The organism is Paenibacillus sp. FSL E2-0178 (genome assembly GCF_038593005.1).
Taxonomy (GTDB): domain Bacteria; phylum Bacillota; class Bacilli; order Paenibacillales; family Paenibacillaceae; genus Paenibacillus_AQ; species Paenibacillus_AQ phytohabitans.
The window spans coordinates 1,714,571-1,737,941 of record NZ_CP151953.1; the positions used below are offsets into that span (position 1 = coordinate 1,714,571).

Annotated in this window: 21 protein-coding genes and 1 pseudogene; 8 read left to right on the forward strand and 14 right to left on the reverse strand. The window is 51.4% G+C overall.

All coding sequences use genetic code 11. From position 1 onward, the window contains the following. Positions 1 to 37: 37 nt before the first annotated feature. The 8 genes from dmpI to MHI42_RS07895 form a co-directional block, all read right to left on the reverse strand. Positions 38 to 220, reverse strand: coding sequence for a 4-oxalocrotonate tautomerase DmpI (gene dmpI, locus MHI42_RS07860; protein WP_342423404.1), 183 nt, complete (start codon positions 218 to 220; stop codon positions 38 to 40). A 34-nt stretch (positions 221 to 254) separates the two neighbouring features. Beyond that, the gene (locus MHI42_RS07865; RefSeq protein ID WP_342423405.1) at positions 255 to 1,217 is read right to left on the reverse strand and encodes an aldo/keto reductase; all 963 of its coding nucleotides are present in this window, start codon (positions 1,215 to 1,217) and stop codon (positions 255 to 257) included. A gap of 67 nt (positions 1,218 to 1,284) precedes the next feature. Further along, entirely contained in the window at positions 1,285 to 1,830 is a 546-nt protein-coding gene (locus tag MHI42_RS07870) for an NAD(P)H-dependent oxidoreductase (RefSeq protein ID WP_342423406.1), read from the reverse strand. Between the two features lie 174 nt (positions 1,831 to 2,004). Continuing rightward, positions 2,005 to 2,916, reverse strand: a complete 912-nt coding sequence (locus MHI42_RS07875) for an AraC family transcriptional regulator (RefSeq protein ID WP_342423407.1) — start codon at positions 2,914 to 2,916, stop codon at positions 2,005 to 2,007. Between the two features lie 120 nt (positions 2,917 to 3,036). Next, entirely contained in the window at positions 3,037 to 3,360 is a 324-nt protein-coding gene (locus MHI42_RS07880) for a hypothetical protein (RefSeq protein ID WP_342423408.1), read from the reverse strand. A 228-nt stretch (positions 3,361 to 3,588) separates the two neighbouring features. Beyond that, positions 3,589 to 4,800: a multidrug effflux MFS transporter gene (locus MHI42_RS07885; protein ID WP_342423409.1), complete on the reverse strand. Its 1,212-nt coding sequence runs from the start codon at positions 4,798 to 4,800 to the stop codon at positions 3,589 to 3,591. Positions 4,801 to 5,210: 410 nt separating this feature from the next. Next, positions 5,211 to 5,324 (reverse strand): DUF3737 family protein, encoded by a 114-nt coding sequence (locus MHI42_RS07890; protein WP_342423410.1) that lies wholly within the window; start codon positions 5,322 to 5,324, stop codon positions 5,211 to 5,213. A 471-nt stretch (positions 5,325 to 5,795) separates the two neighbouring features. Continuing rightward, complete coding sequence (locus tag MHI42_RS07895) at positions 5,796 to 8,447, reverse strand: adenosylcobalamin-dependent ribonucleoside-diphosphate reductase (RefSeq protein ID WP_342423411.1); 2,652 nt, start codon at positions 8,445 to 8,447, stop codon at positions 5,796 to 5,798. Between the two features lie 339 nt (positions 8,448 to 8,786). Here MHI42_RS07895 and MHI42_RS07900 point away from each other — a divergent pair, with 339 nt between their 5' ends. The 4 genes from MHI42_RS07900 to MHI42_RS07915 all read left to right on the forward strand — a co-directional run bounded on the left by MHI42_RS07900 (position 8,787) and on the right by MHI42_RS07915 (position 13,077). Further along, entirely contained in the window at positions 8,787 to 8,918 is a 132-nt protein-coding gene (locus tag MHI42_RS07900; RefSeq protein WP_342423412.1) for a hypothetical protein, read from the forward strand. Positions 8,919 to 8,997: 79 nt separating this feature from the next. Continuing rightward, on the forward strand, positions 8,998 to 10,743 hold the full coding sequence (locus tag MHI42_RS07905) for an SNF2-related protein (protein ID WP_171718000.1): 1,746 nt from the start codon (positions 8,998 to 9,000) through the stop codon (positions 10,741 to 10,743). Then, positions 10,743 to 11,819: a YqhG family protein gene (locus tag MHI42_RS07910; protein WP_342423413.1), complete on the forward strand. Its 1,077-nt coding sequence runs from the start codon at positions 10,743 to 10,745 to the stop codon at positions 11,817 to 11,819. The genes MHI42_RS07905 and MHI42_RS07910 overlap by 1 nt, the downstream gene beginning before the upstream one ends. Before the next feature lie 193 nt (positions 11,820 to 12,012). Continuing rightward, on the forward strand, positions 12,013 to 13,077 hold the full coding sequence (locus tag MHI42_RS07915; protein ID WP_342423414.1) for a hypothetical protein: 1,065 nt from the start codon (positions 12,013 to 12,015) through the stop codon (positions 13,075 to 13,077). A 129-nt stretch (positions 13,078 to 13,206) separates the two neighbouring features. On the opposite strand, the gene MHI42_RS07920 is transcribed toward MHI42_RS07915, so the two are convergent. Continuing rightward, positions 13,207 to 13,395 (reverse strand): YqzE family protein, encoded by a 189-nt coding sequence (locus MHI42_RS07920; protein WP_042135853.1) that lies wholly within the window; start codon positions 13,393 to 13,395, stop codon positions 13,207 to 13,209. Positions 13,396 to 13,698: 303 nt separating this feature from the next. Between MHI42_RS07920 and MHI42_RS07925 the strand changes: the two genes are divergently transcribed. Continuing rightward, positions 13,699 to 14,388, forward strand: a complete 690-nt coding sequence (locus tag MHI42_RS07925) for an N-acetylmuramoyl-L-alanine amidase (RefSeq protein WP_256703877.1) — start codon at positions 13,699 to 13,701, stop codon at positions 14,386 to 14,388. Here the strand turns inward: MHI42_RS07925 and MHI42_RS07930 are convergent. From MHI42_RS07930 to MHI42_RS07940, 3 genes are all read right to left on the reverse strand, one after another. Then, positions 14,375 to 15,322 (reverse strand): divergent polysaccharide deacetylase family protein, encoded by a 948-nt coding sequence (locus MHI42_RS07930; RefSeq protein WP_342423415.1) that lies wholly within the window; start codon positions 15,320 to 15,322, stop codon positions 14,375 to 14,377. The two genes, MHI42_RS07925 and MHI42_RS07930, sit on opposite strands and share 14 nt — an antisense overlap. Before the next feature lie 130 nt (positions 15,323 to 15,452). Further along, positions 15,453 to 16,547, reverse strand: coding sequence for a glycerol dehydrogenase (locus MHI42_RS07935; protein WP_342423416.1), 1,095 nt, complete (start codon positions 16,545 to 16,547; stop codon positions 15,453 to 15,455). Between the two features lie 556 nt (positions 16,548 to 17,103). Beyond that, positions 17,104 to 17,544, reverse strand: coding sequence for a MerR family transcriptional regulator (locus MHI42_RS07940; protein ID WP_342423417.1), 441 nt, complete (start codon positions 17,542 to 17,544; stop codon positions 17,104 to 17,106). Between the two features lie 159 nt (positions 17,545 to 17,703). Here MHI42_RS07940 and MHI42_RS07945 point away from each other — a divergent pair, with 159 nt between their 5' ends. Next, the gene (locus MHI42_RS07945) at positions 17,704 to 18,564 is read left to right on the forward strand and encodes an SDR family NAD(P)-dependent oxidoreductase (protein ID WP_342423418.1); all 861 of its coding nucleotides are present in this window, start codon (positions 17,704 to 17,706) and stop codon (positions 18,562 to 18,564) included. Between the two features lie 249 nt (positions 18,565 to 18,813). On the opposite strand, the gene MHI42_RS07950 is transcribed toward MHI42_RS07945, so the two are convergent. Then, positions 18,814 to 19,746: a hypothetical protein gene (locus MHI42_RS07950; protein WP_342423419.1), complete on the reverse strand. Its 933-nt coding sequence runs from the start codon at positions 19,744 to 19,746 to the stop codon at positions 18,814 to 18,816. 125 nt (positions 19,747 to 19,871) lie between these two features. Between MHI42_RS07950 and MHI42_RS07955 the strand changes: the two are divergent. Both MHI42_RS07955 and MHI42_RS07960 read left to right on the forward strand, forming a co-directional pair. Then, positions 19,872 to 20,136, forward strand: a pseudogene (locus tag MHI42_RS07955) (HIT family hydrolase). Positions 20,137 to 20,604: 468 nt separating this feature from the next. Further along, complete coding sequence (locus MHI42_RS07960; protein WP_342423420.1) at positions 20,605 to 21,459, forward strand: YihY/virulence factor BrkB family protein; 855 nt, start codon at positions 20,605 to 20,607, stop codon at positions 21,457 to 21,459. 492 nt (positions 21,460 to 21,951) lie between these two features. Here the strand turns inward: MHI42_RS07960 and MHI42_RS07965 are convergent, their stop codons facing one another. Further along, complete coding sequence (locus MHI42_RS07965; RefSeq protein WP_342423421.1) at positions 21,952 to 23,361, reverse strand: FAD-dependent oxidoreductase; 1,410 nt, start codon at positions 23,359 to 23,361, stop codon at positions 21,952 to 21,954. Between the last annotated feature and the right edge of the window lie 10 nt (positions 23,362 to 23,371).

Here is a 23,371-nt window from a genome sequence, read left to right on the forward strand (position 1 = left end):
TCTATACCCTTCATGGTCTTCTCCACAGCTCTCAATGTTAACGATCTGCTATTAGCTGTCCCCCAACCCCAATATTCTCTGGATCATTCTCCTTAACCAATACGATAAACGCTGACTCGGGCACATTCATGATAGTTGCAGCTGATGTGGTGAGTTCACTGACCAATAACTGTTTCTGTTCTTTATTCAATTTGCCTGCTTCAATAGTGATTACCGGCATGATAATTCCTCCTTGAAATTTAGAACGCGATTTATTAATGCATCGGATTTTCCCATGAGCCTCTGACTTCAACTTTGGTTTCTTTCGCTGCCGTTTCAAGCTCTCGGATTTCGTCCAGAGTCAGCTCTACTTCAGCAGCCTTTATGAGATCCTCAATATGGTTTAATTTTGTAACACCGATAATCGGTACCGTTCCTTTAGCAATGGACCAAGCCGTTGCAATCTGAGCAGTAGAAGCATTGTATTTGCTTCCAATGTTTCTCATAACGTGAATTAAGCTCTCCAGCTTGCCAAGTGTTTCTGAATTAAAGGCTTCACCTCTCCTCGTACCGCTAGGGAGAGGCTGTTTTGCATTGTATTTGTCAGTTAATGCACCTTGCTCCAATACCATGTACGAAAAGAACACAATATCATTCTCTTTGCAGTAATCAATAATTCCCGCTTCTTCAGAAGAACGGTACACTAGACTGTAATGGTTTTGTACCGCTGATAATTTCAGGCCTTCTTCTGCCAAAATACTTGCTGCCAGTTTTATCTCTTCCAGGTTATGATTGGAGACACCTGCGTATTTTATTTTCCCACTCTTCATTAGCGGAATCAGTTTTGATGTCCATCTTGTTACATCAGCCGGGTTGTGTATCCAGTAAATGTCTGCATGATCTGCTCCAAGACGGCTTAGACTTCCAGCAAGCAGTTCCTCGACCGCATTGTCGCTTCCCCCAGCCATTTGGGGAGTGAACTTCGCTGAAATCAACACATCATTGCGGTTATTCGTGAAACTTCCGAGTATACTCTCCGAGGCGCCCATTCCATAGACAGCTGCTGTATCCCATAGATTGAATCCAGCATTCATCGCTGCTTCAAACACCGGTTTCAAGTCCTCTTGGCTAAGATGATTTCCAAAGATGGCATCTCCGCCACTTGCACCAGTGCCCCATGACCATGTGCCAAGGGCGATGGAAGGAATATTGATACTCTGCATTTTTACCATTCTCATTAATTTCACGCCTTTCAATATTATGAATAACCTCCGCATAGTGCAACCTTCATCAGCAATGATGCAATTAGCGTACGGCGAGCAGTGCTGCTTCTGGATTAAGCACATAAGCGAGAAAGTTTTTCGCAGTTTGCTCTATTTGTTCGTCAGATAGCTGCATGACTCCGTAGGCTGCGTAAGGCGCTAGAAAGCTAGTACCGATCATGTTGCTCGTTGCCTGAAGAGGCCGCAATAACTCAGCAAGAGTATATTTGAATGTACCATCAGGTGTATAAGAATCTTCAGAAGCCCCCACACTGACTGCCAGCAGCAGTTCCTTGCCGTGCAGTTTGTTGCCGGTGCTTCCATAGGCCCAGCCGTAGGTAAGAACCGCATCTTCCCATTTTTTAAGCAATGAAGGTGTGCTGTACCAATAGAAAGGAAATTGTAGAACGATACGGTCATGCTGCTCTAATAACTCTTGCTCGGCCCTAACGTCAATCTCCTCGTTAGGGTAAGCTTCATATACACGGTGCACAGTTACACCGGCTTGCTTGTCCAATTCTTCCGCCCAGCGGCGGTTAAGACGGGAAGTAGATAGGTTAGGATGAAATACGAGTACCAGTGTTTTCATTTAGAATCTCTCCTTATTTCTGTTTAGTAATCTCTTTGTTCTACTGCATGAGATAAGAATAACAAGAAAAATCATTCCTTTCTTTGCTCACAGGCTCATTCTGTTTGTTCATTTAGCTCAAGTTTCTACAAAAAAACGTTCCACGGTAATTACCGCGGAACGTTAACACTTATCTTATATCTTCACTTCATTCTCCTGTGGCTTAAATTTCATTCTAAATTCAGAAGGAGCGAGTCCAAACCGAAGCTTAAACACTTTGGAGAAATGGGCGATACTCTCGAAGCCGGTGGAGTAACAAATATCGGTAACGGAAAGCGAAGTTTCCAGTAACATTTTCTCAGCCTTATCTAATCTCCGGTTTCGTATCCACTTCAAGGGAGATGTATGATAGGTTGCCTGGAATTCCCGTTTGAACGTTGACAGGCTTCTTCCGGACAAATAAGCCAGATCCTGAAGGGAAACAGGATTCGTGAAATTCTCCTCCATAATTCTGCTGATACTGTTATTATCATTGATTCCCGGCTGTAGCAGCTGATACAAAAAACGTTCATTTGAATCTGCCAGATGAAGCAGCAATTCCATCAGTTTGATCTTAACCAGCCCGTCACTGACCTGTCCAGTCTTATCGAAATAAGGCTGCAATGACTCAAAATAAGTTCGGGTTAGATCATTAATCGGAATGATTGATACCGGAATAACATCACTCACAGGATAAACCGGCTTCACTCCAGCGAACTGTACAAATTCCTCCAGTAATTTCTCGTTTAGGAAGAACATCATATAATCCAGCACATACTCGGAACCGGGCTCTCCCGACTTGTCATACTCGATTAGAGTTGATTTGTGAACAAACATCATTTCGTTACTCCGCACGGTGTATTCCCGGTCTCTGAAACGAACCGTATAATTTCCTGATTTCACGTACAGCAAGAGATGATCCTTTAGAAAGTACGACCCTTTCTTCCCTTGAGTATGAAGGCAGAAAGTAATTACAGATAGCCCGTTTTGCTGTAAGCTTCCTGTTTTATCTGGTGCATTTACAAGCTCTTGCGGTGCCTTAATTGTTTTGCCGATGCTAATGGACATGAGCAGTTCCGCCTTTTTTAGCTTTTACCTATAGAATACCCGAAAACAAGAAAAGAAGCTTTGCTCATAAGCTCAAATCATTTGTCTGTTTAGTCCAAAATACAGAACCCTATTCATTAATCACCCTTGTCCATTCCTGCCAAAAATAGCTCCTTCAGAAATGTACAACCCGGTTTCTTTTCTTATAAATCCGCATAAAGCCTTGGAATCATTGGTTACTGCAGTACAGTCAATCCACGCCAGGTAGGTAGTTTCTGAATGAATGACCTTAAGCTCTGGAAGCTCTGTTGCCATAAAACATTCGATCCATTGCTTATTGACCATTAAATATTCCAGCAGTGCGTCAAGCCATGGTTGCCCTTCCGAAGAAGCAGCAATAACTCCTTCAATTGCAGAAGCACCCGGTTCGGCCACTTCATCGGTATTGATTCCGCGGTTCACCATTGCCCGCAGCTCCGGATTAGGTACAATTTACGGTGAACTCGTCCTCCATACTCCCGAAGACTTCAATTCCTGAATCAATGCGATCCGGTGTTTCCAAGCTTCACATATGTCATCAGATGATACCCTCCTCTATTCGCGTAAGTTTTGAGAGAAAAACAAAAATTTTAGGGAATTATACAACTTAAGGTTAACTAAAAGTCAAATACAAAATGTTGAGAGGATAATACATTAATTTTCCTTTGAGATGCTTTTTAGAGACTTCTTCTGCAAAATCATATAGAAAACCACAGACAACAAACTTGCTGTGAAAATTACGATTCCAAACGGCTTCGCAGAATATTCTCCTGCAATCCCTACAAGCGGAGAAGTGAACGAACCTAAGAAAAATGGCAGAACACCTAAGACAGCGGATGCACTTCCTGCAATGTGGCCCTGTGATTCCATCGCCAATGAGAAAGAAACCGGCCCCATAACTCCGATAGAGAAGGCAAATAAAAAAAGGGAAGCAACCATTGCAAATAACACTCCATGGGACCAGGCTACTGCAAGAATGATGGCACTTGTAATCAAAGCAGAGGTCAATCCTATTACGAAAATACGCTGATCATTCATATGCCCTGCCAGAACTTTGACTAACTGCGATCCTAGCATAATAGCCACCCCATTGAGGGCAAACAAAACTGAAAACCATCCCGGTGAAACACCGTAAATATTCTGATAAATGAATGGAGTCGCCGATACATAAGCAAATACACCGGCAAACAAAATTCCGTTTCCTAGCGCGTAGCTCATAAATGTCCGGTTTCGAAGCAACACATGATAATTACTAAGTACATTCCTGAAATTACTCGGGACACGGTTCTCTTGTGGTAAAGTTTCGACTACACCCCATATCGTCAAACTTGTCAGAACAACTCCCAGCAGTCCTAAGACAATAAAGACTCCAGTCCATGAGGTATAAGAAATGACACTGCTCCCAGCCAGTGGTGAAATTAAAGGAGTTACATTACTAATCATCGTCAGCAAAGAAACAAACTTAGTCATTTCTGCCCCACTGTACATATCACGAACTATTGCTCGGGAAATGACCAGCCCCGCCGAAGCAACAAAACCCTGAATGAATCTCAGTACAATAAAAAATTCAATATTCGGGGCAAAAGCACAAACAATAGACGAAGCAAAATATAATATCATAGAGATTAATAACGGATTGCGGCGACCATAAACATCGCTGAGCGGGCCCATTATTACCTGCCCCAGTCCCAGTCCTAACAAGCTGGCAGTTAATGTAGACTGGATCATAGATGCATTGGTTCTGAAATACTCCATGATCTCCGGAAGCGAAGCGAGATACATGTCAACGGTAAATGGACCTAATGCCGAGAATGCGGCCAAAAGCAAAGCGAATAAGGTCGTATTTTTTTGGGCTTTTTTGTTCATATTTCTCCTCCTAAAATAAAAATACAAAAGGCAACCATAAGTTGCCTTGAGTTTTTCTTCAATACGGCCTATTAGTGAATTGGGAGTTAAATGCAGTCATGTCCGGGGATCCACACTTCCCCAATGTGACATATTAAGAATATCAGAAATATAAAAATCCGCTTTGCTGAGAGGCTCATTTCATTTGATCATTCAGCTCATAGATAGTATTTGAAGCAGCAATTGCTCTATCATCCAGGATTAATACCTATCGCTTTCGCTTTAATGATTCCCGAGATTGGATTTTTGACACTGTCAATCATTGTAGTTGTTGTCACATGAATGGTGGAATATTCAAAGTCAAATCCGTATTGATTATCCTTCCATCCTAAATGATCACATTCTCCACGTAACACATCCCCTGATTACTCTCAACGGATATCTCTTGCCCGGCGAAACATCTTAAGTGCTTCAATGACACAGTCATTCATATATACATGATGCCTATACCAGACACCTTCCGCAAAAGTAGAATTTTGAATCAAAAGATTCTTACTCTTAAATTATGCGCGTTCTCCGGTTAGCTTTAGTTGATCAATAGTTTGCATTGTTAATCCCCATATCTCAACTTAGCTTACAACTTAAAGTTAACTTTAAGTCAAATAAAAAGACTTAAGGCGATCTCTCCTAAATAAAGAGGTTTCTCTTCATAAAGCAAACGCAATCACCCAAAAAGAAATTGCCGAGATCATAGAGCCAGTCGATGACGCTTGGTATGGTAATTTATAATCATAATTCCCACATCAAAAAGTCCCGATATAGGAGGTTCCTATTCGGGACTTTTATTGTATTCATTAAAATTCAACACCGCTGATTTTCATGCGTTTAAATGCATGAAAACACCGCAGAATATTTATGCATAACATTCATGATCCACTATTATCATCATTTGTGGTCACTTTAGCAACTTTGATGATCCTTCACACACAATTCTATAAATTACAAGTCCACCTACCTCATCCACACCGGCTATACCCGCAATTCCCGCAAGTCTTGCATCCCTCAATATTAATCAGCGATGCACTACCACAGGAAGGGCAGAGATCCCGCGAAGCAGTTGCGTGGCTATGCGCACCATGGCCCCCGTGCCCATCATCAGTAGCCGCAGCTGGCACACTTGATTTCAGCTCGGCGTTCAGCGCTTCGTTGAAATCGAGCTCCAGTGTAGCTGCGATAGGTGCAGGCACGTGATCGTCATGGGCGTTGTTCAGCACATGGGTCTCCAGCGCCTTGGCTACAGCGTCGGCAATGGACTCGACGCGGTTCGCACCGAAGCCGATGGCGCCGGAGCCGCCGATGCCTTTGAGATGCTTAATCAGCAGCTCGACCTTCTCACCGTGGTCGCCGTAGCGCAGGAACAGCGAGCAGACGCGGCCCAGTGCTTCCGCCATGGCGAAGACGTCGGAGCCGGCTTTGCCGACGTTCAGGAAGATTTCGGCCGGCGTGCGGTCGAGATCGTTGATGGTGATATACGCCATACCGAATGGCGTGTTGATCTTATAAGTAGCGCCACGCAGCACCTGCGGGCGTTTCTTGTATTGTTTGTCCACTACATTAGCCGCAGGCTGCGGTGCAGGTGCTGCTGCAACTGTGACTGGAGCAGGAGCAGCTTCAGCTTCCACGGGCTCAGCTTCAGCAGTCTCAACTGCCGCCGGAGCGTCCTTCTTTTCTTCCTTCTTCGTCGTTTCCAGTACCTGTACGTCACGGCTGCCGTCACGGTAGATCGTTACACCTTTGCAGCCCAGGTCGAAGGCCATTTCGTACAGCTCGGCAGTCTCTTCAACGGTGAAGTCGGACGGGCAGTTCGCCGTCTTGGAGATCGAGCTGTCCACCCAGCGCTGAATCGCAGCCTGTGCACGGATATGATCCTTAGCGGACAGATCCATCGAAGTAACAAAGTATTCAGGGAGCTCTTCACCCGGATGGGCTTCCAGCCATTCCTGGGCAATCGGCACGAACTGCTCGTCATAGCCCAGACGGCTCTGGCGGTAATATTTGAATGCGAAATAAGGCTCGATACCGGTCGAAGTGCCGACCATGGTTCCAGTACTACCTGTAGGTGCCTGGGTAATTACCGTAACATTTCGCATGCCATGCTTACGGATGGATTCGCCGACTTCAGGATAGACCTCGGTGATATTACGCATGAAGCCGCTCTGCAGATATTTATCGGTATCAAAAGCCTGGAAAGATCCCTTCTCGCCAGCGATCTCAGCAGAAGCCAGATAAGCTTCGCGCGCCATGAAGCCGTAGAGCTTGTCCAGGAACTCCAGAGATTCCGGGCTGCCGTAACGGATATTCAGCTTGATCATCAGCTCAGCCAATCCCATTGTGCCAAGTCCTACGCGGCGTTCGAGCTTCTGGTTGGCTTCATTTTCCGGGAAATGATAAGGTGTCTTGTCGATGACATTGTCCAGGAAACGCACGGAATAGCGGGTCGTTGTCGCCAGATCTGCCCAGTCCACGTCGTGATTCTCCGCATCGTAGAATTTGGAGAGGTTGACGGCCGACAGATTGCACACGCCCCAGCCCGGCAGACCCTGCTCACCGCATGGATTGGTGCAGATAATCGGGTTGAAATACCAGCTATTGGACATCTGGTTGTAATATTCCATGAACACTACGCCCGGCTCAGCCGACTTCCAGGCCGATTCGATAATCGTATGCCACACATCGCGTGCTCTTACGGTACGGTAAGGAATGACGCGGCGGCCGTCCGCTTTCCATTTATCCAGATCGCCGTCCCAGATTGTATCGTAATCCGGATCGGTGGTATCCGGGAAGACCAGCTCCCAGTCCAGATCCTCCTTGACGGCTTTCATGAAGGCATTGCTCACGCATACCGACAGGTTGGCATTGGTTACCTGACCCATCGTCTGCTTCACGGTAATGAAGTCCACCACATCCGGATGCCAGTCATTAATCATCAGCATCAGCGCGCCGCGGCGGCTTCCGCCTTGCTCAATCAGTCCGGTCGTATAGCTGAAAAGACCGCCCCAGGACACTGAGCCGCTGGATGATCCGTTCACGCCTCTTACAATCGCGCGGCGCGGACGCAGCGAGGATAAGTTAATGCCAACACCGCCGCCGCGGGCCATGATCTCCGTCATTTCGGACAGCGTCTGCATGATGCCCCCGCGGCTGTCTTTCGGGGAAGGTACAACATAACAGTTGAACAGCGTAAGCTCCTCGCTTGCTCCGGCACCTGCCGCAATCCGACCGCCCGGTACCAGCTTCCAGTCATCAAGAATAGAGCGGAACTTGCCTGTCCACTCTTCCTGAAGCTCGGGAGTCTGCTCTACGGAAGCCATGGCTGCCGCAAGACGGTCCCACATTTCCTCCGGAGTCTTCTCAATATTCAGTGTCAGCTTCTCCACATCCGATTGCACGAGTTCACCGCTGCGGGTCTTCACCGTAACCATCCGGCCTGTGCGCTCAACAATCTCACCAACCTCCTTGGTTGGAAATTTCGGATCATCCTTCGTCAGGACAAGCACTACATCCCCTACCTTGGCATTGCTCGTGTCCGCGTCCTTCCAGGCATAACGGTCCAAAAATATTTTTTCACTCAGCCCCTCAAGACGCTGCTTGCGTTCCACTGTACTCAATAGAAAAACCTCCCGGATGATTGATAGGTAATACTTCCGTTCCTTGGTGTGGGCTTAGACTTTTTGTAACCCACAACAACAACTTCCGGCGCCTGAGTGGCCGCAGCCTGCATATACAGCGGAAGTTCCTCTTGTCAATAACAAATAACCGCAAAAACCCGCGAATAATCAAATTTTCAAGCTTTTGTAACAATATATTGTATACCTCAGCTTTTCAACTATACCACATATTGTATCAGAGTTCTTTTTCCAAAAAAGCGGCCCATGGCGGGAATTTCGGAAAAACGGTAAAAGATAGTGGATTTTCTCCCTCTTTCTCGCTTTTTTACAGGTTCCAGATTGATAAGCTTCCGGGCCCGGAAGACAGATTCCGCCACGGATATTCAAGATCCGCCGAAGCCGCCGCAGCACCAGCAGCAGTACCGCCGCAAGGCTCCGCAAGATTACTCTACGGCAGCAGCCGGAGGATAGCAGGTTATGAAATCTCTCTTTTACGCGCATACTACTGCTACGCATTTCGATATGAAACCGCGCCGGAGGAGGCTGCAACATGACGCAATTATTCCGCAATTCCTTGCCGCAAGGGGGAAGTACGCCTGCCCCGCTGCTGCCTGTTCCTCTGTCCTTTGAGCGTAACTGGCTGCAGGACCTGGAGTCGAAGCTCGATAAAGGCGGACCCTGGGGAGACTGGAGATTATCCCGGCTGGCCATACAAGGAGAGCAATCGGGACTCGTTACGAGCTTCGATGAGCTGCAGTGTCTGAAACATCTGTCCGGGTTATCCCCGCTCCCCCACCAGCTGGATACCGCCCATAAGGTGCTGTTTGAAATGTCAGGCCGGGCCATTCTGGCAGACGAAGTAGGGCTAGGCAAGACGATAGAAGCCGGACTGATCCTCAAGGAATATCTGGTGCGCGGGCTCGTAAGTAAAGTTCTGATCCTTGTCCCTGCGTCTCTTGTCCTGCAGTGGGTGCGCGAGCTGAACAGTAAATTCGGTATTTCAGCTGTGGCACAGAAGAAAGCTTACTCCTGGGGCAACGACATTGTTGTCGCCTCCATGGATACGGCGAAGCGTGATCCGCACAAGGAGCTGCTGCTAAGCCAGGAATTCGACATGCTGATTATCGACGAGGCCCATAAGCTGAAGAATAAGAAATCAACGAACTATCTGTTCGTACAGCAGCTGCGCAAGAAGTACTGCCTGCTGCTCACCGCCACTCCCGTGCAGAATGATCTCGGCGAGCTGTTCAATCTGATCACATTACTGAAGCCGGGACAGCTCGGGAATCAGGGGGATTTTGCTACCAATTTCGTGGTCGATAAACGCCAGCCGAAGAACGAAGTCCAGCTGAGAGGCGAGCTCTCCAAGGTGATGATCCGCAACCGCCGCGGCGAGGGTCCCGTGAACTTCACGAAGCGCAAAGTGCGCAATATCCCGCTTACCCTCTCTTTAGAGGAGAAAGAATTATATGACGGCGTCACCGCCTTTGTCAAAGACCAATATCAGGAAGCGGGCGGCAATCTCAGCAGCATGCTCTCCCTGGTTACGCTCCAGCGCGAGGTATGCAGCAGCCGGGATGCGGTGTTCGTCACGCTTGTGAATCTGATCAAGAAGCTTCCTGCGGATTCACCGAAACGTGAGCGGATGATGGGTCTGCTCCAGACGATCCGTACCGTTAAGACGAATACCAAAGCGGAGAAAACGATGGAGCTGATCCGTCAAATGAACGAGAAGGTCATCGTCTTCACCGAATACCGGGCGACCCAGGAATATCTGCTGCAATATTTCCGTGAGCATGGACTGCAGTGTGTCACTTACTCCGGCGGGATGAACCGCGGCAAAAAAGACTGGATGATGGACCTCTTCCGCGGGCGCGCCCAGGTAATGATTGCTACGGAAGCAGGCGGCGAAGGGATCAATCTGCAGTTCTGCCACCATATGATCAACTTCGACCTCCCCTGGAACCCCATGCGCGTAGAGCAGCGGATCGGCCGGGTACACCGGCTTGGCCAGGAGAACGATGTAGTCATCTACAATCTCTCTACCGAAGGCACGATCGAGGAGCATATTCTTCACCTGCTGCACGAAAAAATCAATATGTTCGAGATGGTTATCGGCGGGCTGGATGTCATCCTGGAACGCTTCGAGAAGAAGGAGTCGCTTGAGAAAAGCTTATATAAAATCGTCCTCGAGGCCCGCAGCGACGAGGAGCTGCGCAGCGAGCTGGATCAGATCGGTGACACGATCAGCGAGCTGACCCATGCCAATCTGGATGAAAGCGAGGTGGCTCCTTAATGCTAACCCCTGTTGAAGTACGCAAGCAGGTCATGGATTATCTGGAAGCGACAGAATGCACGATTCTCGAATCCTCTCCGCTGCATGTGACGGTGAAGCTCTCGCCGCGCGCGGACCGGATGCTGACGGACCGTCCTTATTACTGGGGATTCGTGGAGCGCACCGGCGTAGATCCGGAGACCCTGTCCTTCAGCTTCGTCTTCGATCCGGAGAAGTACGATGAACTGGCCGCGCAGGCAGCTGCGCCTGCAGCCCGGCCGCGCGGCGGGGCGGTCCGCCCGGCGGCAGGACCTCTGCCGGGCGGCATCGGCACGGCGGGTGCTGCGGATGCTGAGGCAGGCGCGGAGCCTGGCGCCGCACCGGCAGCTGCACCCGGAGGCGTGGTACCGCCCGGGGTCTCCGCTGATCCGGAGGACAGCATCCTCGCCCGGTACTTCGGCATCGTCCCGCAGCTGCCGCGCATCGGGCCGGGCATGATCCGCCGCGAGGATGTGACCTACGGCAGCAAGCGCCTGCGGCAGATCTGGTCAGCGGCACGGGATGAGGGCAAATGCCTGCAGCTGTTCGAGGACCCGGGACTCCGGCAGCGGACCACGCTGTTCTCAGCCGCCTACGAGCCTTGGCTTGCCGTCTGCTATAAGGTGGAGATGACCTGTGATCTTAAGCGTGAAGAGCTGCATTTCATCGCGGTGTCACTGACCTCCGGGCTGATTGTTCCGGACTTCGAGGCCCGGCTGGCTTCGCGGGAGCTTACGCCAAGGCTGCCGGAGAATATCCACATCCAGCCTTCCGAGCTGTCCGTTACTGCCGGAGCCGACAGGCTGGAGGGATATCTGACCTCGAAGCTGGCTCTGCTGGATTACACCTGGGCCGAGGAAGCCCGCGAACGCCTGCGGCTGGAGCTGAGCATCGTGGATATCTATTATGAGGAGCTGCTGAAGGAGCAGGATGAGGAGAAACGCCTCGGCATAGAGGAGCAATACAACCGCCGCCGCAAAGAGACCACCTGGCAGTATGAGCCGCAGATTGCAGTTTCTGCCGTAACGTACGGGCTGTTTCACCTGCGCAGCACATAGAATGCGACCCGGCTCGCTAAAAGCAAACAAAAAAACAGCGGAATTCCTGCAGGCTGCCGCGACAGTAAGCAACAGCCTTTTCATGGCTTGTCCCCTACAATTAAAAGTATGAAGCAGAACCTGCCGGGCTCCGGTTTGCCGGACCCGGTAATTCTTGCGATTAACCTTTGGAACAGGAAAGGTGAACGATAACATGAAAATCAAAGCGAAGCAGAAGGGGCCGCTCGGACGGCGTACCCGCCTGCTCCTCTGTCTGACTCTCGGGCTGACTCTGTTCGCCGCCAGCGCCTCCCCGCCTCCGGCGCTCGCGTCAATAGGCAGCCGGGCCACTGTCACACAAGCCGTCCTGCAGGAGCTGCTGCCCGGACTTGTGATGACACAGGCGCCCGCATCTGAAACCTTGCAGGATTTCACCCGTCTCACAATTAGCCAATTGTCGGCGGATGCTCCGTTTAAGGAATGGAAGAATGCCGGAACTGAGGTCTATCCACTCGGGCCGGGCACACGCAGCTGGCTGGTCAATGTGATGAACGGGGAGCAGCGGATCGGATACCTCATTATATCTGCTGCGGACGGGGGCAAATATCTGCTGAGTGAATACGGAGCCGGTACCTTTGGTCTCCCTTATAGTATGAGTGATCTGCGCCAGTATCTGGTGCAGGAAGGACTGATTACCTCCTCTTATTCCGGTAAAATAGAACTATCGGCGCTGTACGCTCCGCTGCTGCCGGTCTGGAAGCTCACGCTTGCGGACAAGACGCTGTATCTCAATGCCTCAGTACTGCAGGTACTGCCTTGGAGCCTTAGCCAGGCAAACAGAATCCTGGACGGCCAGCTTGATGCTAATGCCCTGGTGATCTACACCGGGTCTGGACAACAAGTCCGCACTCCTCTGCCCGCTCTGCTCAGCGGCGGGCAGGATGACCCGTATGCAGATTTACTGTGGCTGACTGCTCCTGAGCTGAAGACTATCAGCGAAGGCAGTTTAAATACTTTGCTTAAAAGCCGCGGCAGCCTTGCCTTCCAGTCGACAGGACGCAATGATGCCTTGGGTGCTCCGTTCATGATTACAGGCTGCCAGAGCTGGCTTCCGGCCTCTGCCGGTAAGGCGGGTGCTGAACCGGCAGTTATATACGCCGCTGCCGGTCCAGGGGCGAAGCGGTACCTCCCGCTCACGGCCCTCCAGAAGTACGGAACCTTCCACAAGCCGCCGCTGCCGCTATCAGGAGGAACGACGCTCGGCGCAGCACCGCATTAATATTGAAGGTTTCAGCGATAATCCTATATACAGCTGTACATGCCAAACAGCCTTCCCTTCAGCCGTGTCAAGCGGCTTTAAGGGAAGGCTGTTTCGGAATTCGGGGGAGCTGCGGCGCTGCTAAGCTGGCTACTCCCGATCCTTGCGGCTCCATTTGCTGCGCCAGACCGACCAGGCGAGCGGCAGCGTGCCGAACCATTTCTCGGCCCATGGCTGCTTCTCTGCCTTCCGCCGTGCATGTACGGCGCGCGGGTCCTCCATATATATGACTACTTTCTCCGTAATGTATTTCACCAGATCATCTCCGCTGGATGCCATTACTATCCCTCCCATGCAGGCGCTGGCGGGTCGCCGCCTGCCGCCCTGCCTTTTCTCCATGACTTTAGTGTGCTCCAAATCCCCGCTCTCTAAACCGGAACCGCTAACCTTCGTATAGGTTTGGCTGTTAAGGCACAATCTAACAGAGATTCCACCAAAGATACTGAGGATGATTCCGGCAGGGAGGTTATTCACTTGAGAATTTCGGAACATTTACAAGAAGATCATACAGGAGGGGCCAGCCGTCCTGGGCAACATTTCCGGCTAGGGCGAGGGCTGCGGAGGATACTGGCTTCGATAGCGGTGCTGACTCTGCTGACAGCTGGACATGCAGGGACCATCCTGGCCGCCACACCGGGAGTAAACCACTTAACCGACAACCCGTCAGACCGCCAGCATATGCTCGGTCATGACCAGCGGATCATTCTGATTGATGCCGGACACGGAGGGATTGACGGCGGAACCTCACACGGCACCATCCTGGAGAAGGATATTACTCTGGCGATCTCACGCCGGCTGTTTCTCCTGCTGCGCAGTGACGGCTTCGATGCCATATTGAACCGGACCGGCGATTATGCGCCGAGCGATGAGAATCTCTGGCTGCGTAGTAAATCCCGGCACCTGCGTGATCTGGCCCAGCGCAAGGAACTGGCCGAAACGCTGCCGGCGAATGTCGTGGTCAGCATTCATATCAATTGGGCAAAGTCACCCTCCAAGCATGGTCCGCTTGTCTTGTACCGCCAGGAAGGGCGCAGCTTCCTGCTGGCCAGATTAATTCAGGATCAGCTGAACGGGCTGTATGGAATGAAGAACGACCCCAGACAAGGCAAACCCTTCTACCTGCTCAACAAAATAACCGCCACAACGGTTATCGTCGAGGCGGGATTTGTAAGCAGTCCGGCGGATCGCGAGAAGCTGTGCACCCCGAAGGGTCAGGAAGAGATTGCCGAGGCGGTTGCCAATGGAATTGCCGCGTACCTTATGGAAGTGTGACCTGCGAATTCCATTTCCACTCTTCCCGGACAAGCTCGGAGATTCCGATAAACTCAACGCTGTCCTTCATTCCGGCAATGCCGCTGCGGATGCCCGCTGCGGTTTCTTTGCCTTGAATGCCGACATGGCCAATCGTCACGCAGTATCTCTGGCTCAGGGCCCGCTCCTGGACCAGCTTCATCTGCTTAGCCACATGGCCGGCAGAATGCACGTCGTCCAGGAAAATGTGGTTCTCCACTGGCGGGAGTCCAATCTCCCGAGCCATTCTCCCGGCAACGGAACGATAATTGGTATGGCTGTCTACGAAGAAAAGGCCGCGCTCCTTGCAGACCGCGAGCACAATACCCATCACCCGCTCGTCACCGGTCACCTTGGAGCCCATATGGTTGTTAATGCCGATCGCATAAGGTACATTCTCAAGCGCTGCCTCCACCCGCTGGCGGACTTCTGCATCACTCATCCTAGTCAGCACCGCTCCTGGTCCAAGCCATTCCGGCTTACCCTGGCGCGGCTCCATGGGCAGATGTACCAGTACATCGAAGCCGAGCTCATGTGCACGGCGTGCATCCTGCTCGCTCGAGGGCAGGAATGGCATCACCGCAACAGTAATCTTGACCGGCAGCTTGAACATCTCCTCCGTGCCCCGCATGTTATTGCCGAAATCATCAACAATGATGGCGACCCGGTTGGGCAACTTCTTATTCTCCGCTTGCCGGTCAACTGAACCGCTGTTTCCGCTGCTGTCTGCATGCGTATCAGTTACCGGACGGAGCGTGGAGACTGCAGCTTCAAGGTTACGGGCAGAGTGCCCACCAGGTTGCGATGCGGCAGATACGGACTGAGGCGCTGACGGAATCAGCGTGGTCATCAGAACAACTACGGCGGCCAAAGGATAGAGAATGATGTGCTTCACGCTGTGATTGCTTTTCTCCAAAATGGAACACCTCCTTCGTGATTCAACAATTGTTCTCATTGTTTGGCTCACGGAGGATAAATATGTACGCTGAACTTACGCAATAATTAACAAGGCTTAAACTAACTCCCCAAAACATATAAATTATCTTTTAAGAAACCTTTGCCCCGCGGCGGTCGGCTTCAAGAATCGCCTCCAGCACCTGCTGCGGTGTCACGGCAAACGGCATGTTGGCCATCGGACTGCCCTCGCTGCAGCTCGCCTCAGCGGCATAGAGCAGCCGGTCCTGTGCAACACCTGCCAACCCCAGCTCCGCCAGCGTTACAGGCAGACCTGCCCCCCGGCAGAAATCCACCGCCCCGGTGATCTCGGCTTCCGCTGCTCCTTCAAGGATCAGCTGCACCAGTGTGGTGAACGCCACTTTCTCCCCGTGAAGCACGGTCCGGCATTCCTCAAGCAGCGTCAGCCCGTTATGAATGGCATGGGCCGCTGCCAGTCCGCCGCTCTCAAAGCCGATGCCGCTGAGATATATATTGGCTTCGACAATACGTTCAACTGCGGCTGTGGCGCATCCGTCAGCGGCATCCTGCAGCGCCTGCGCACCGTCGGCGAGCAGCGTATCCAGACATGTACGGGCCAGCGCCAGGGCAGCCAAAGTGCCTGTACCTCCCGCGCTGGTAACTGCTCCGGATCTGCTGCAGGCTCTTGCTTCGTAATACGTCGACAAGGCATCGCCCATTCCGGCAGCAAGCAGTCTTACCGGAGCTTTGGCGATAATCTCCACATCCGCGACCACGATATCCGGACTGCGGCGCAGCGGCAGATACCGGTCGAATTCGCCTGATTCGCTGTAGAGAACCGACAGGGCGCTGCAAGGCGCATCCGTTGACGCTACGGTCGGCACCAGCATCACCGGGAGCCCGGCGAAATGACTGACGGCTTTTGCCGTATCCAGTGTCTTGCCCCCGCCAATACCCACGATGACATCCACACCGCTGCTACCCAGCTCCGCCACAATCTGGTCCACCTGTGCTAGACTGCACTCGCCCTTGAATTCACGCAGCAGCAGCGGAATCTGCTCCAACGCGAAGCCCTTGCTGATCTCTTGTCTGTACAAGGAGAGAATATAGGGATCTACTATTGCGTAGGCTCCTTTCGCCCCCATCTGCAGGCAATACACCCCCAGCCTTGTAATCTCCCCGCTGCCCTGAATATATTTTGACGGTGAATAGATGATCTGTGACATGATGAATTCCTCCTGTTCTAATTCTTTTCATTCTAAGGAAGAATCTGGAATCCGGCAATGACCAAACTCCGCTGATCCCTATGTTAATTGCAGATACATAAATAGCAGTTATATAAATAGTAGTTAGATACGATGTCGTTCACAGGGGCCACATCCGCTCTGCAAAATTAGCAATTGGAAAAACGTATCTTAATTTCGATCTTTTGGACCATCTGAGGCAAGTAAGTGGATAAACGTCATTTAATCTCATGCATTCCCTCCACGCTGAACGTTATGCCGCATATTAAGTGCCGGTTTTCCAACTGTTGTCTGGGAGGGGCTCTTCCGGTCATGAGCAAGTGTTGAAAATCCACCTAATTCCTGCCGCCGACTTAGCAAGTCCATACTAATGCTGCTGTTCCCGGCGCTTTAGCCGCTTCATAGGAGTTATACACATTGTTCCATTGTATTATTTCCTGATAGGTGAGTTATCACGTGAAACAGCTGCATGCCTGCGTAATATTAGCAAAAAGCCCCACTCCAAAGTGATTTGGAATGAGGCTGTGCGGTAATAAGGTCAGCGTTTGCGGCGTTCAGGCATTTTGCGGGTATCGCCGGTCAGCTCACATGTCTGCGGTCTAAGATTGCCATGCTCAATCTTAGTGTCAATAAAATCCACAATCTGCTGCAGCGAAGCGATCTGCTCCAGGATCTTCTGTTTATGATTCAGGATCATCTCATGCAGCTCCGGATATTCGGACAGGTCTGAATCAAGAGACAGGTTGAGATATGGACGCATGTCGTCCAGCGACATCCCCGTCTTCTTGAGGCAACTGATCAGCTTCATCATCTCCAGATCCTGATCGCTGTAGATGCGGTGGCTGTTTCCCTTGCGCTGCGCCCGCGGCAGCAGTCCGATCTTCTCGTAATACCGGATGGTATCTTCCGGGATCCCGGTCCGCTCGGCTGTTTCTTTGATTGAATATCCTTGAATGATATTAGCATCAGCCAGACTCATAGGCCCACCTCATTTGAATTGTATGGTCTTCAGTTCATTCTATTGTATAACTTGGAGTCAGCTCCAAGTCAATCGTTAATTTCCGGCCTTGACTTGGAGTCGGCTCCAAGTTATACAATGGGCACCATTCACCATTACATTTCCAAAGGAGCCTTTATTATGACTATACAACAAGCACAACGCACTGCGCTGATCACCGGCGCGAATAATGGAATCGGACTCGCCTTAACCCGCCGAATGCTGGGCGAAGGCTGGGAGATTATCGCGCTCATCCGTTCAGGTTTTCCAGAGGACGATTCCCTTATCCGTGAGGCGCTCAGCAGCAGACAGCTGCGGACGTACAAGGCGGACCTCTCCGATTTCGCCCAGTTGAAGCGTGCCTTGCAGGATATTACAAGCCATGAAAAGCAGATTGATCTGCTGTTCAATAATGCCGGCGGCAGCTTCCCGGAGTTAAGCTTTTCCAAGCAGGGACGTGAGCTGCACTATGAACTGCAGACGGTTGTTCCGTATATCCTCACGATGGAGCTGAAGCCGCTGATCCTGAAAGGCACACTGCGCACAGTGATTAATACTTCTTCCAACGCTTTTATGATGAAACGCAAATTCGATCCGGCCGCCCTGGAGCATCCTGCCAAGTTCCAAAAGCTGACCGGGCCTTATGCGGACACCAAGCTTGCCCTATCCTTGTGGACCAGCGAGATTGCCCCGGCGCTTGCGGCGGAAGGCATCCTGATCCGCAGTGCCGATCCCGGAGGTAACAATACGATCCGCGGGGGCAAGAAATCCGGAATTCCTTTTTGGCTGAGACCGGTTATCCGCATGTTCTTTCCGGAACCCACTCATGGAGCTGGCTTGTTATATCAGGCTGCACTCGGCGAGCACAGCCGCAAGCCCGGTGTGTTCCTGATCAAGAATCAGGTGACCCCGCTTAAATTCACAGAGCACAGCAGCACTATTCTGAAGAACATCCAGACCATTTATCAGCAGGAGTTCCGCACGGCCGGCAGCAGCTCCTGATTCATTGGGAATGCTGCACATACCAAAGAGGTTTTTAAGTAGGATCAACGTGAGCACATAGGCGGACGCTCCACGAACGGACCGTTGTTACAATCGCTGTTGTGCCCAGATTCTATTTATTCTCCTTAGCGGTAAAAATCCGGGCACAAAGGCGAACGCTCCGCTTTTTCACAATCAGTCCGTCCTCTCCGCTGTTTAAGCGGAAAAAGCCTCCGGAAGTTTCGTCAGGATCAGCTGCTCTTTTGATCCCTAAAGCTCTGCTATCCGTCCAAACTCCCGCAGCAGCAGCATATTCTCTATAACAATATGTGCTTTCCACCAGTTCTCGCTGATAGCAAACTCCCGCTCATAACCGGCCCAGGTCCAGGTCAGGTTCCAGACCCCTTCGGGATTTCGGGTCTCCAGCAGATGATCCAGCTCCTGGTGCATCAGCCCGGCAAGCTCTGCATAACCCGGACTTTGCGGCGACTTCAGGAAAAAGGACGGTCTGCAGCTGTACCCGTTCCATTGCCCCTCATCACGGCTGATGAGCTGGGTGCTCTGCATCTTGACCGCTTCCTTCAAGGAAACGTAGGGGAACTGCTCCTGCAGCTCCGCCCAGGCGATACATTCCAGCAGCGTGGCAACACATCTCAGCGGATGCATCTCAAGGGCAGGATCTTGCAGGAATAGCTCCGTCAATTCACGGGCGATGTCCATCCCCCGTTCATACAGTGCACTGTCCCTGTCAGCATACTTCAGGATGAATCCGGCCAAAATTGCCGTCGGGTTATAGATGCTGCGGGCAGTACTGTCTGAACTTGTATGCCACCAAGGAGCATGCGGATAATCGTTGTTAGAGGCTACCACATTCCTCCAAGTCCGGTCTTCCATGTCCGCACCGCTGTCCAGATATTTCAGAATGCCCTGCACCACCGGATGGCCACCATTTTCAAATTCCAATTCCAGCAGTCTCTCCACAGCCGTTGCCGCCATGACCGGTGTGGAATCCGGATTCCAGGCATCCGCTTCCAGGGCATGTCCGAAGCCCCCGTCTTCATTCTGATAGGCTGATAATGCTTCCAGCACAGGCGGTATTCCGCCCTTTTCAAAATGAAACTTCCATCTCGCCAGGTCCAGCGGGCGGGCATTGCGGTACATCCATCGCCGTATAACCTCATAATCCTCCAGCAGCAGCTTCATGAACAATCTCCTTTTGGCAAAATAGTAATGAACCGGCTCTCAGCAAGTGCTATGATTTCACACATATAATTCTAAGAGATTTCCAGTAAAATACAAGAGGACACTCATTGCCAAGGAGGATACATATGACTGAAGATTTCTACTGTGATGAAGTATTAAGCGGTAAAACAGTTGTGCAAAAAGTAATCGAAACGGACAATGTGCTAGCCTACCACCCTTCAAGACAGTGATAATGACCTGCTGCTTGAGCTTATCGGAGTAATTAAGCAGGTGGCCGCCCAGGTAACCGGAGAGTATGGGGCTTGCAGAGTGAGCACGAACCTTGGAGACTATCAGGATTCGAAGCATCTGCACTGGCATATCAGCTATGGCGAGCCGCTGAGATCATAATTGCTTGTACATGCTATCTCTGAGCCGCTGCGGATCGTATGGCGCTTAATGTCTTGAATTAGGCTCATTCAGCTCAGCTAACGGACCACAGCGCGCTTAAGCCCTCTCGTCGAGTCTTTTTTCCGATTTCCGGTGGATACTAGTAAATAACTGCACTGGAGACCGTTAGCTCGGTGAAACGGACGTATTCTCGTAGCCCGGGTCCCAGAACAGATGCATCGGCTTGAGCAGTATCCCATCAACATCTGATTTTTGGTTCTGGCCATGCGTAGCATCTCCTTTCACAACTACCTCAGCTTATAAAGAACGTCCGGTAAAAGATGGACCGCCGCCGTTCTGCTTCTTCAACCCCACTGTGTTAAAATAAGACCAAGCTTGCTGATCCTAAGGATAATTTTGTGCGGGACACATATATATGGATATATTTTCATAAACAAGCCTATACCGCAATAAGTGAAGGAGGGCTATATGAGCAGAAGGACTGCCGGTTCCGGCGGCACATTCACATTCATCAAACAGCTGCTGCAAAAAATCAAAGCCGATGACGTCCAGGGGATCAGCGCACAGCTGACCTATTATCTAATTCTGTCGCTGTTTCCCTTTCTGATCTTCATTATGACCCTGATCGGGTACGCGAATATTTCCCTGGAGGACAAAATCCAGCAACTGGAACAGGTGATGCCTGCCGAAGCCGTCTCTATTATAGAAGAGATTCTGCAGGATGTGTCCGAGGGACGCAGTCAGGCGCTGTTATCCTTCGGTATGCTGGCAACACTCTGGGCCGCTTCCAAGGGGGTCAATGCAATCATTAAGGGGCTCAACCGCGCTTACGACATTGATGAGAGCCGGGCCTTCTGGAAAATAAGAGGGATCGCCTTCCTCGCTACCCTGACGATCGGTTTTGTCGTATTGCTCAGCATTCTGCTGCTGGTCCTTGGTACATGGCTCAAGACACAGGTCTTCCTGTTGACCGATTTGCCTTACGGTTTCCAGAAGCTATGGGATCTGCTGCAATACGCCGTGCCGCTGCTGGTCATGTTCATTGTGTTCACCCTGCTCTACTGGATCGCCCCAAGCCGCAGGCTGGCTCTGCGTGAGGTGGTGCCCGGTGCGCTGTTCTCGACCCTCGGCTGGATTATTACATCAGTCCTCTTCTCCATTTACGTCAATCAGTTCAGTGACTTCACCAAAACCTACGGCAGTCTCGGGGGCGTAATGATTCTGCTCATCTGGCTGTATATCAGCTCGATTATTATCCTCGCCGGCGGCGAGATCAACGCGATCCTACTCAAACGCAAGGTTAACGGAGCCACGGTAAAATAACCGGATTATCAGTATTTTTAACAGCAACTAACTTGGGGCTGCATCCGCTGGAATCAGAGGGATGCAGCCTCATTCGGCGCATCTGCCCTATCATGGGCTCATTGTATTCGGTTTTTCGCATACATTCGGCTCGTCCACCCTATCATTGGCACATTGTATTCGGTTTTTCGCAAGGTGTACGATTCCTGTATAACAAGACAGGCAATCCCCCGCCGCCCGGAAGATTGCCTGATTGGAAACAGCTAAATGCTAGCTATATAGATTGAACTTGAAATGATTCCAATGGGGATGTTGTTCATAACTGCGGTGGATATTTGGACTTCCGGCCGCTGTTGTCATCAGATTTCTTGATTGTTACCGCTTCTAGCGGTAGAAATCCGGTGACAAAGGCGGTCGCTGTCGCTCCTACAGTTCCAAAATCCCCCTCCGTTATTCCCATCTGTTATTGTCTTCTTCAGTTCAAGCTAGCTAAGCGTCATTTTGCTTCGTATCTCAGTGATACCTCACCGGTTCTTCCTCTTCTCCTGCCGCCGCACCCGGATCACCAAATCCTGTTCCGTCTGTGGCATCCGGCAGATAAGCGCCTTCCTCCTTCAGCCGCTTGCGCAGCACAGCTACATCCACCGCATGCACGTCATAATCGGGAAGCTCCGCGGCGAGTACTGCGGCAATCCCGGCTGCTTCGCCCATTGCCAGACAGACCGGCATCACCCGGACACTCCCCTGCACCTCACGGACACAGGAGATCGAGCGTCCCGCGACCAGCACATTCTTCAGTGTACGCGGCGTCAGGCAGCGGTATGGAATGCCGTGCGATTCTCCCGGACCGTAGCGTTTAATGACCTCCGGCTTGCCTCCCGCCTGCTTCTCTTCCTTCTCCGTCCCATGGATATCAATGAAATAGCTGTTGCGGCAGATTTCATCCGCGAAGCTGCGGCGGTTAACGTAATCATCCACACTCAGCACATAGTCTCCGGTAATTCTCCGCGTCTCCCGCACCCCCATCAGCGAGCCGGTATTGGCTACGTAAGAGCTGCCGAACGCAGCAGGCATGAACTCGGCCAGTGCATCCCTGTAGACGGAGGCCAGCTTCCTTCCCTGCATCAATGCAGCGGATACGGAGAAGGCATCCGTATTATCCACATCCCACAGATGGCCGGCATTGAAGCCCACCGTCCGGGGAGCAATGACATTGTTACAGATATGCGAGTCCGGAATCAAGGGGAATTTGCCGGAGCCCAGAATATCGAAGATCTTGCTGGTTTTGTTATTGTTATGCAGCAGCGGACCGTTCAGATAAGCATATTCATCGACATTGCCCAAGGTAAAACAGTGCGTGGCAGGCATCAGCTCACCGGTTGCCGTATCACCCTTGAGATATTCCGCTCCCGCCCAGGCCGCTACATCGGCATCGCCCGTGCAATCAATATAGACCTTGGCCTTCAGCGCCTGCAGTCCATTCTTGCTGGCAGTGATCAGCGCCAGCACATTACCTTCCTCATCCGCCTCCACGGAACCCAGCTGCGTATTGAACAGCACCGTTGCCCCGGCTCCGGCTACCAGCTCATCATAGATGACCTTGAGCTTCTCCGGTTCGATCGGAACCCAGTCCATCGCCTCTTGGCTTACATGCGGCATCTGCGCCTTCAAGGCTTCAAACACCTTCATCGCCAGTCCCCGGTAGATGATCGTCTTCATGTCCGAGAACGGGCACCAGGCCGGCACTAATCCCGATGTGCCCATTCCGCCCAGGCTGCCTGTCGCTTCGATCAGCAGCGTCTTTGCCCCTTCCCGGGCTGCTGCAGCGGCCGCCGTACAACCCGCCGGCCCGCCGCCTGCAACGATGACATCCCAGGAATCCTGCAGCGGAATTTCACTGCTCCGCATCCTGTAGCTGTTCATTCTTTTACCT

Excerpts from the sequence above, each read along its gene's own strand:
- dmpI (WP_342423404.1), bottom strand. The coding sequence starts at position 220 with ATGCCGGTAATCACTATTGAAGCAGGCAAATTGAATAAAGAACAGAAA.
- MHI42_RS07865 (WP_342423405.1), bottom strand. The coding sequence starts at position 1,217 with ATGAGAATGGTAAAAATGCAGAGTATCAATATTCCTTCCATCGCCCTT.
- MHI42_RS07870 (WP_342423406.1), bottom strand. The coding sequence starts at position 1,830 with ATGAAAACACTGGTACTCGTATTTCATCCTAACCTATCTACTTCCCGT.
- MHI42_RS07875 (WP_342423407.1), bottom strand. The coding sequence starts at position 2,916 with ATGTCCATTAGCATCGGCAAAACAATTAAGGCACCGCAAGAGCTTGTA.
- MHI42_RS07880 (WP_342423408.1), bottom strand. The coding sequence starts at position 3,360 with ATGGTGAACCGCGGAATCAATACCGATGAAGTGGCCGAACCGGGTGCT.
- MHI42_RS07885 (WP_342423409.1), bottom strand. The coding sequence starts at position 4,800 with ATGAACAAAAAAGCCCAAAAAAATACGACCTTATTCGCTTTGCTTTTG.
- MHI42_RS07905 (WP_171718000.1), top strand. The coding sequence starts at position 8,998 with ATGACGCAATTATTCCGCAATTCCTTGCCGCAAGGGGGAAGTACGCCT.
- MHI42_RS07910 (WP_342423413.1), top strand. The coding sequence starts at position 10,743 with ATGCTAACCCCTGTTGAAGTACGCAAGCAGGTCATGGATTATCTGGAA.
- MHI42_RS07915 (WP_342423414.1), top strand. The coding sequence starts at position 12,013 with ATGAAAATCAAAGCGAAGCAGAAGGGGCCGCTCGGACGGCGTACCCGC.
- MHI42_RS07920 (WP_042135853.1), bottom strand. The coding sequence starts at position 13,395 with ATGGCATCCAGCGGAGATGATCTGGTGAAATACATTACGGAGAAAGTA.
- MHI42_RS07935 (WP_342423416.1), bottom strand. The coding sequence starts at position 16,547 with ATGTCACAGATCATCTATTCACCGTCAAAATATATTCAGGGCAGCGGG.
- MHI42_RS07940 (WP_342423417.1), bottom strand. The coding sequence starts at position 17,544 with ATGAGTCTGGCTGATGCTAATATCATTCAAGGATATTCAATCAAAGAA.
- MHI42_RS07945 (WP_342423418.1), top strand. The coding sequence starts at position 17,704 with ATGACTATACAACAAGCACAACGCACTGCGCTGATCACCGGCGCGAAT.
- MHI42_RS07950 (WP_342423419.1), bottom strand. The coding sequence starts at position 19,746 with ATGAAGCTGCTGCTGGAGGATTATGAGGTTATACGGCGATGGATGTAC.
- MHI42_RS07960 (WP_342423420.1), top strand. The coding sequence starts at position 20,605 with ATGAGCAGAAGGACTGCCGGTTCCGGCGGCACATTCACATTCATCAAA.
- MHI42_RS07965 (WP_342423421.1), bottom strand. The coding sequence starts at position 23,361 with ATGAACAGCTACAGGATGCGGAGCAGTGAAATTCCGCTGCAGGATTCC.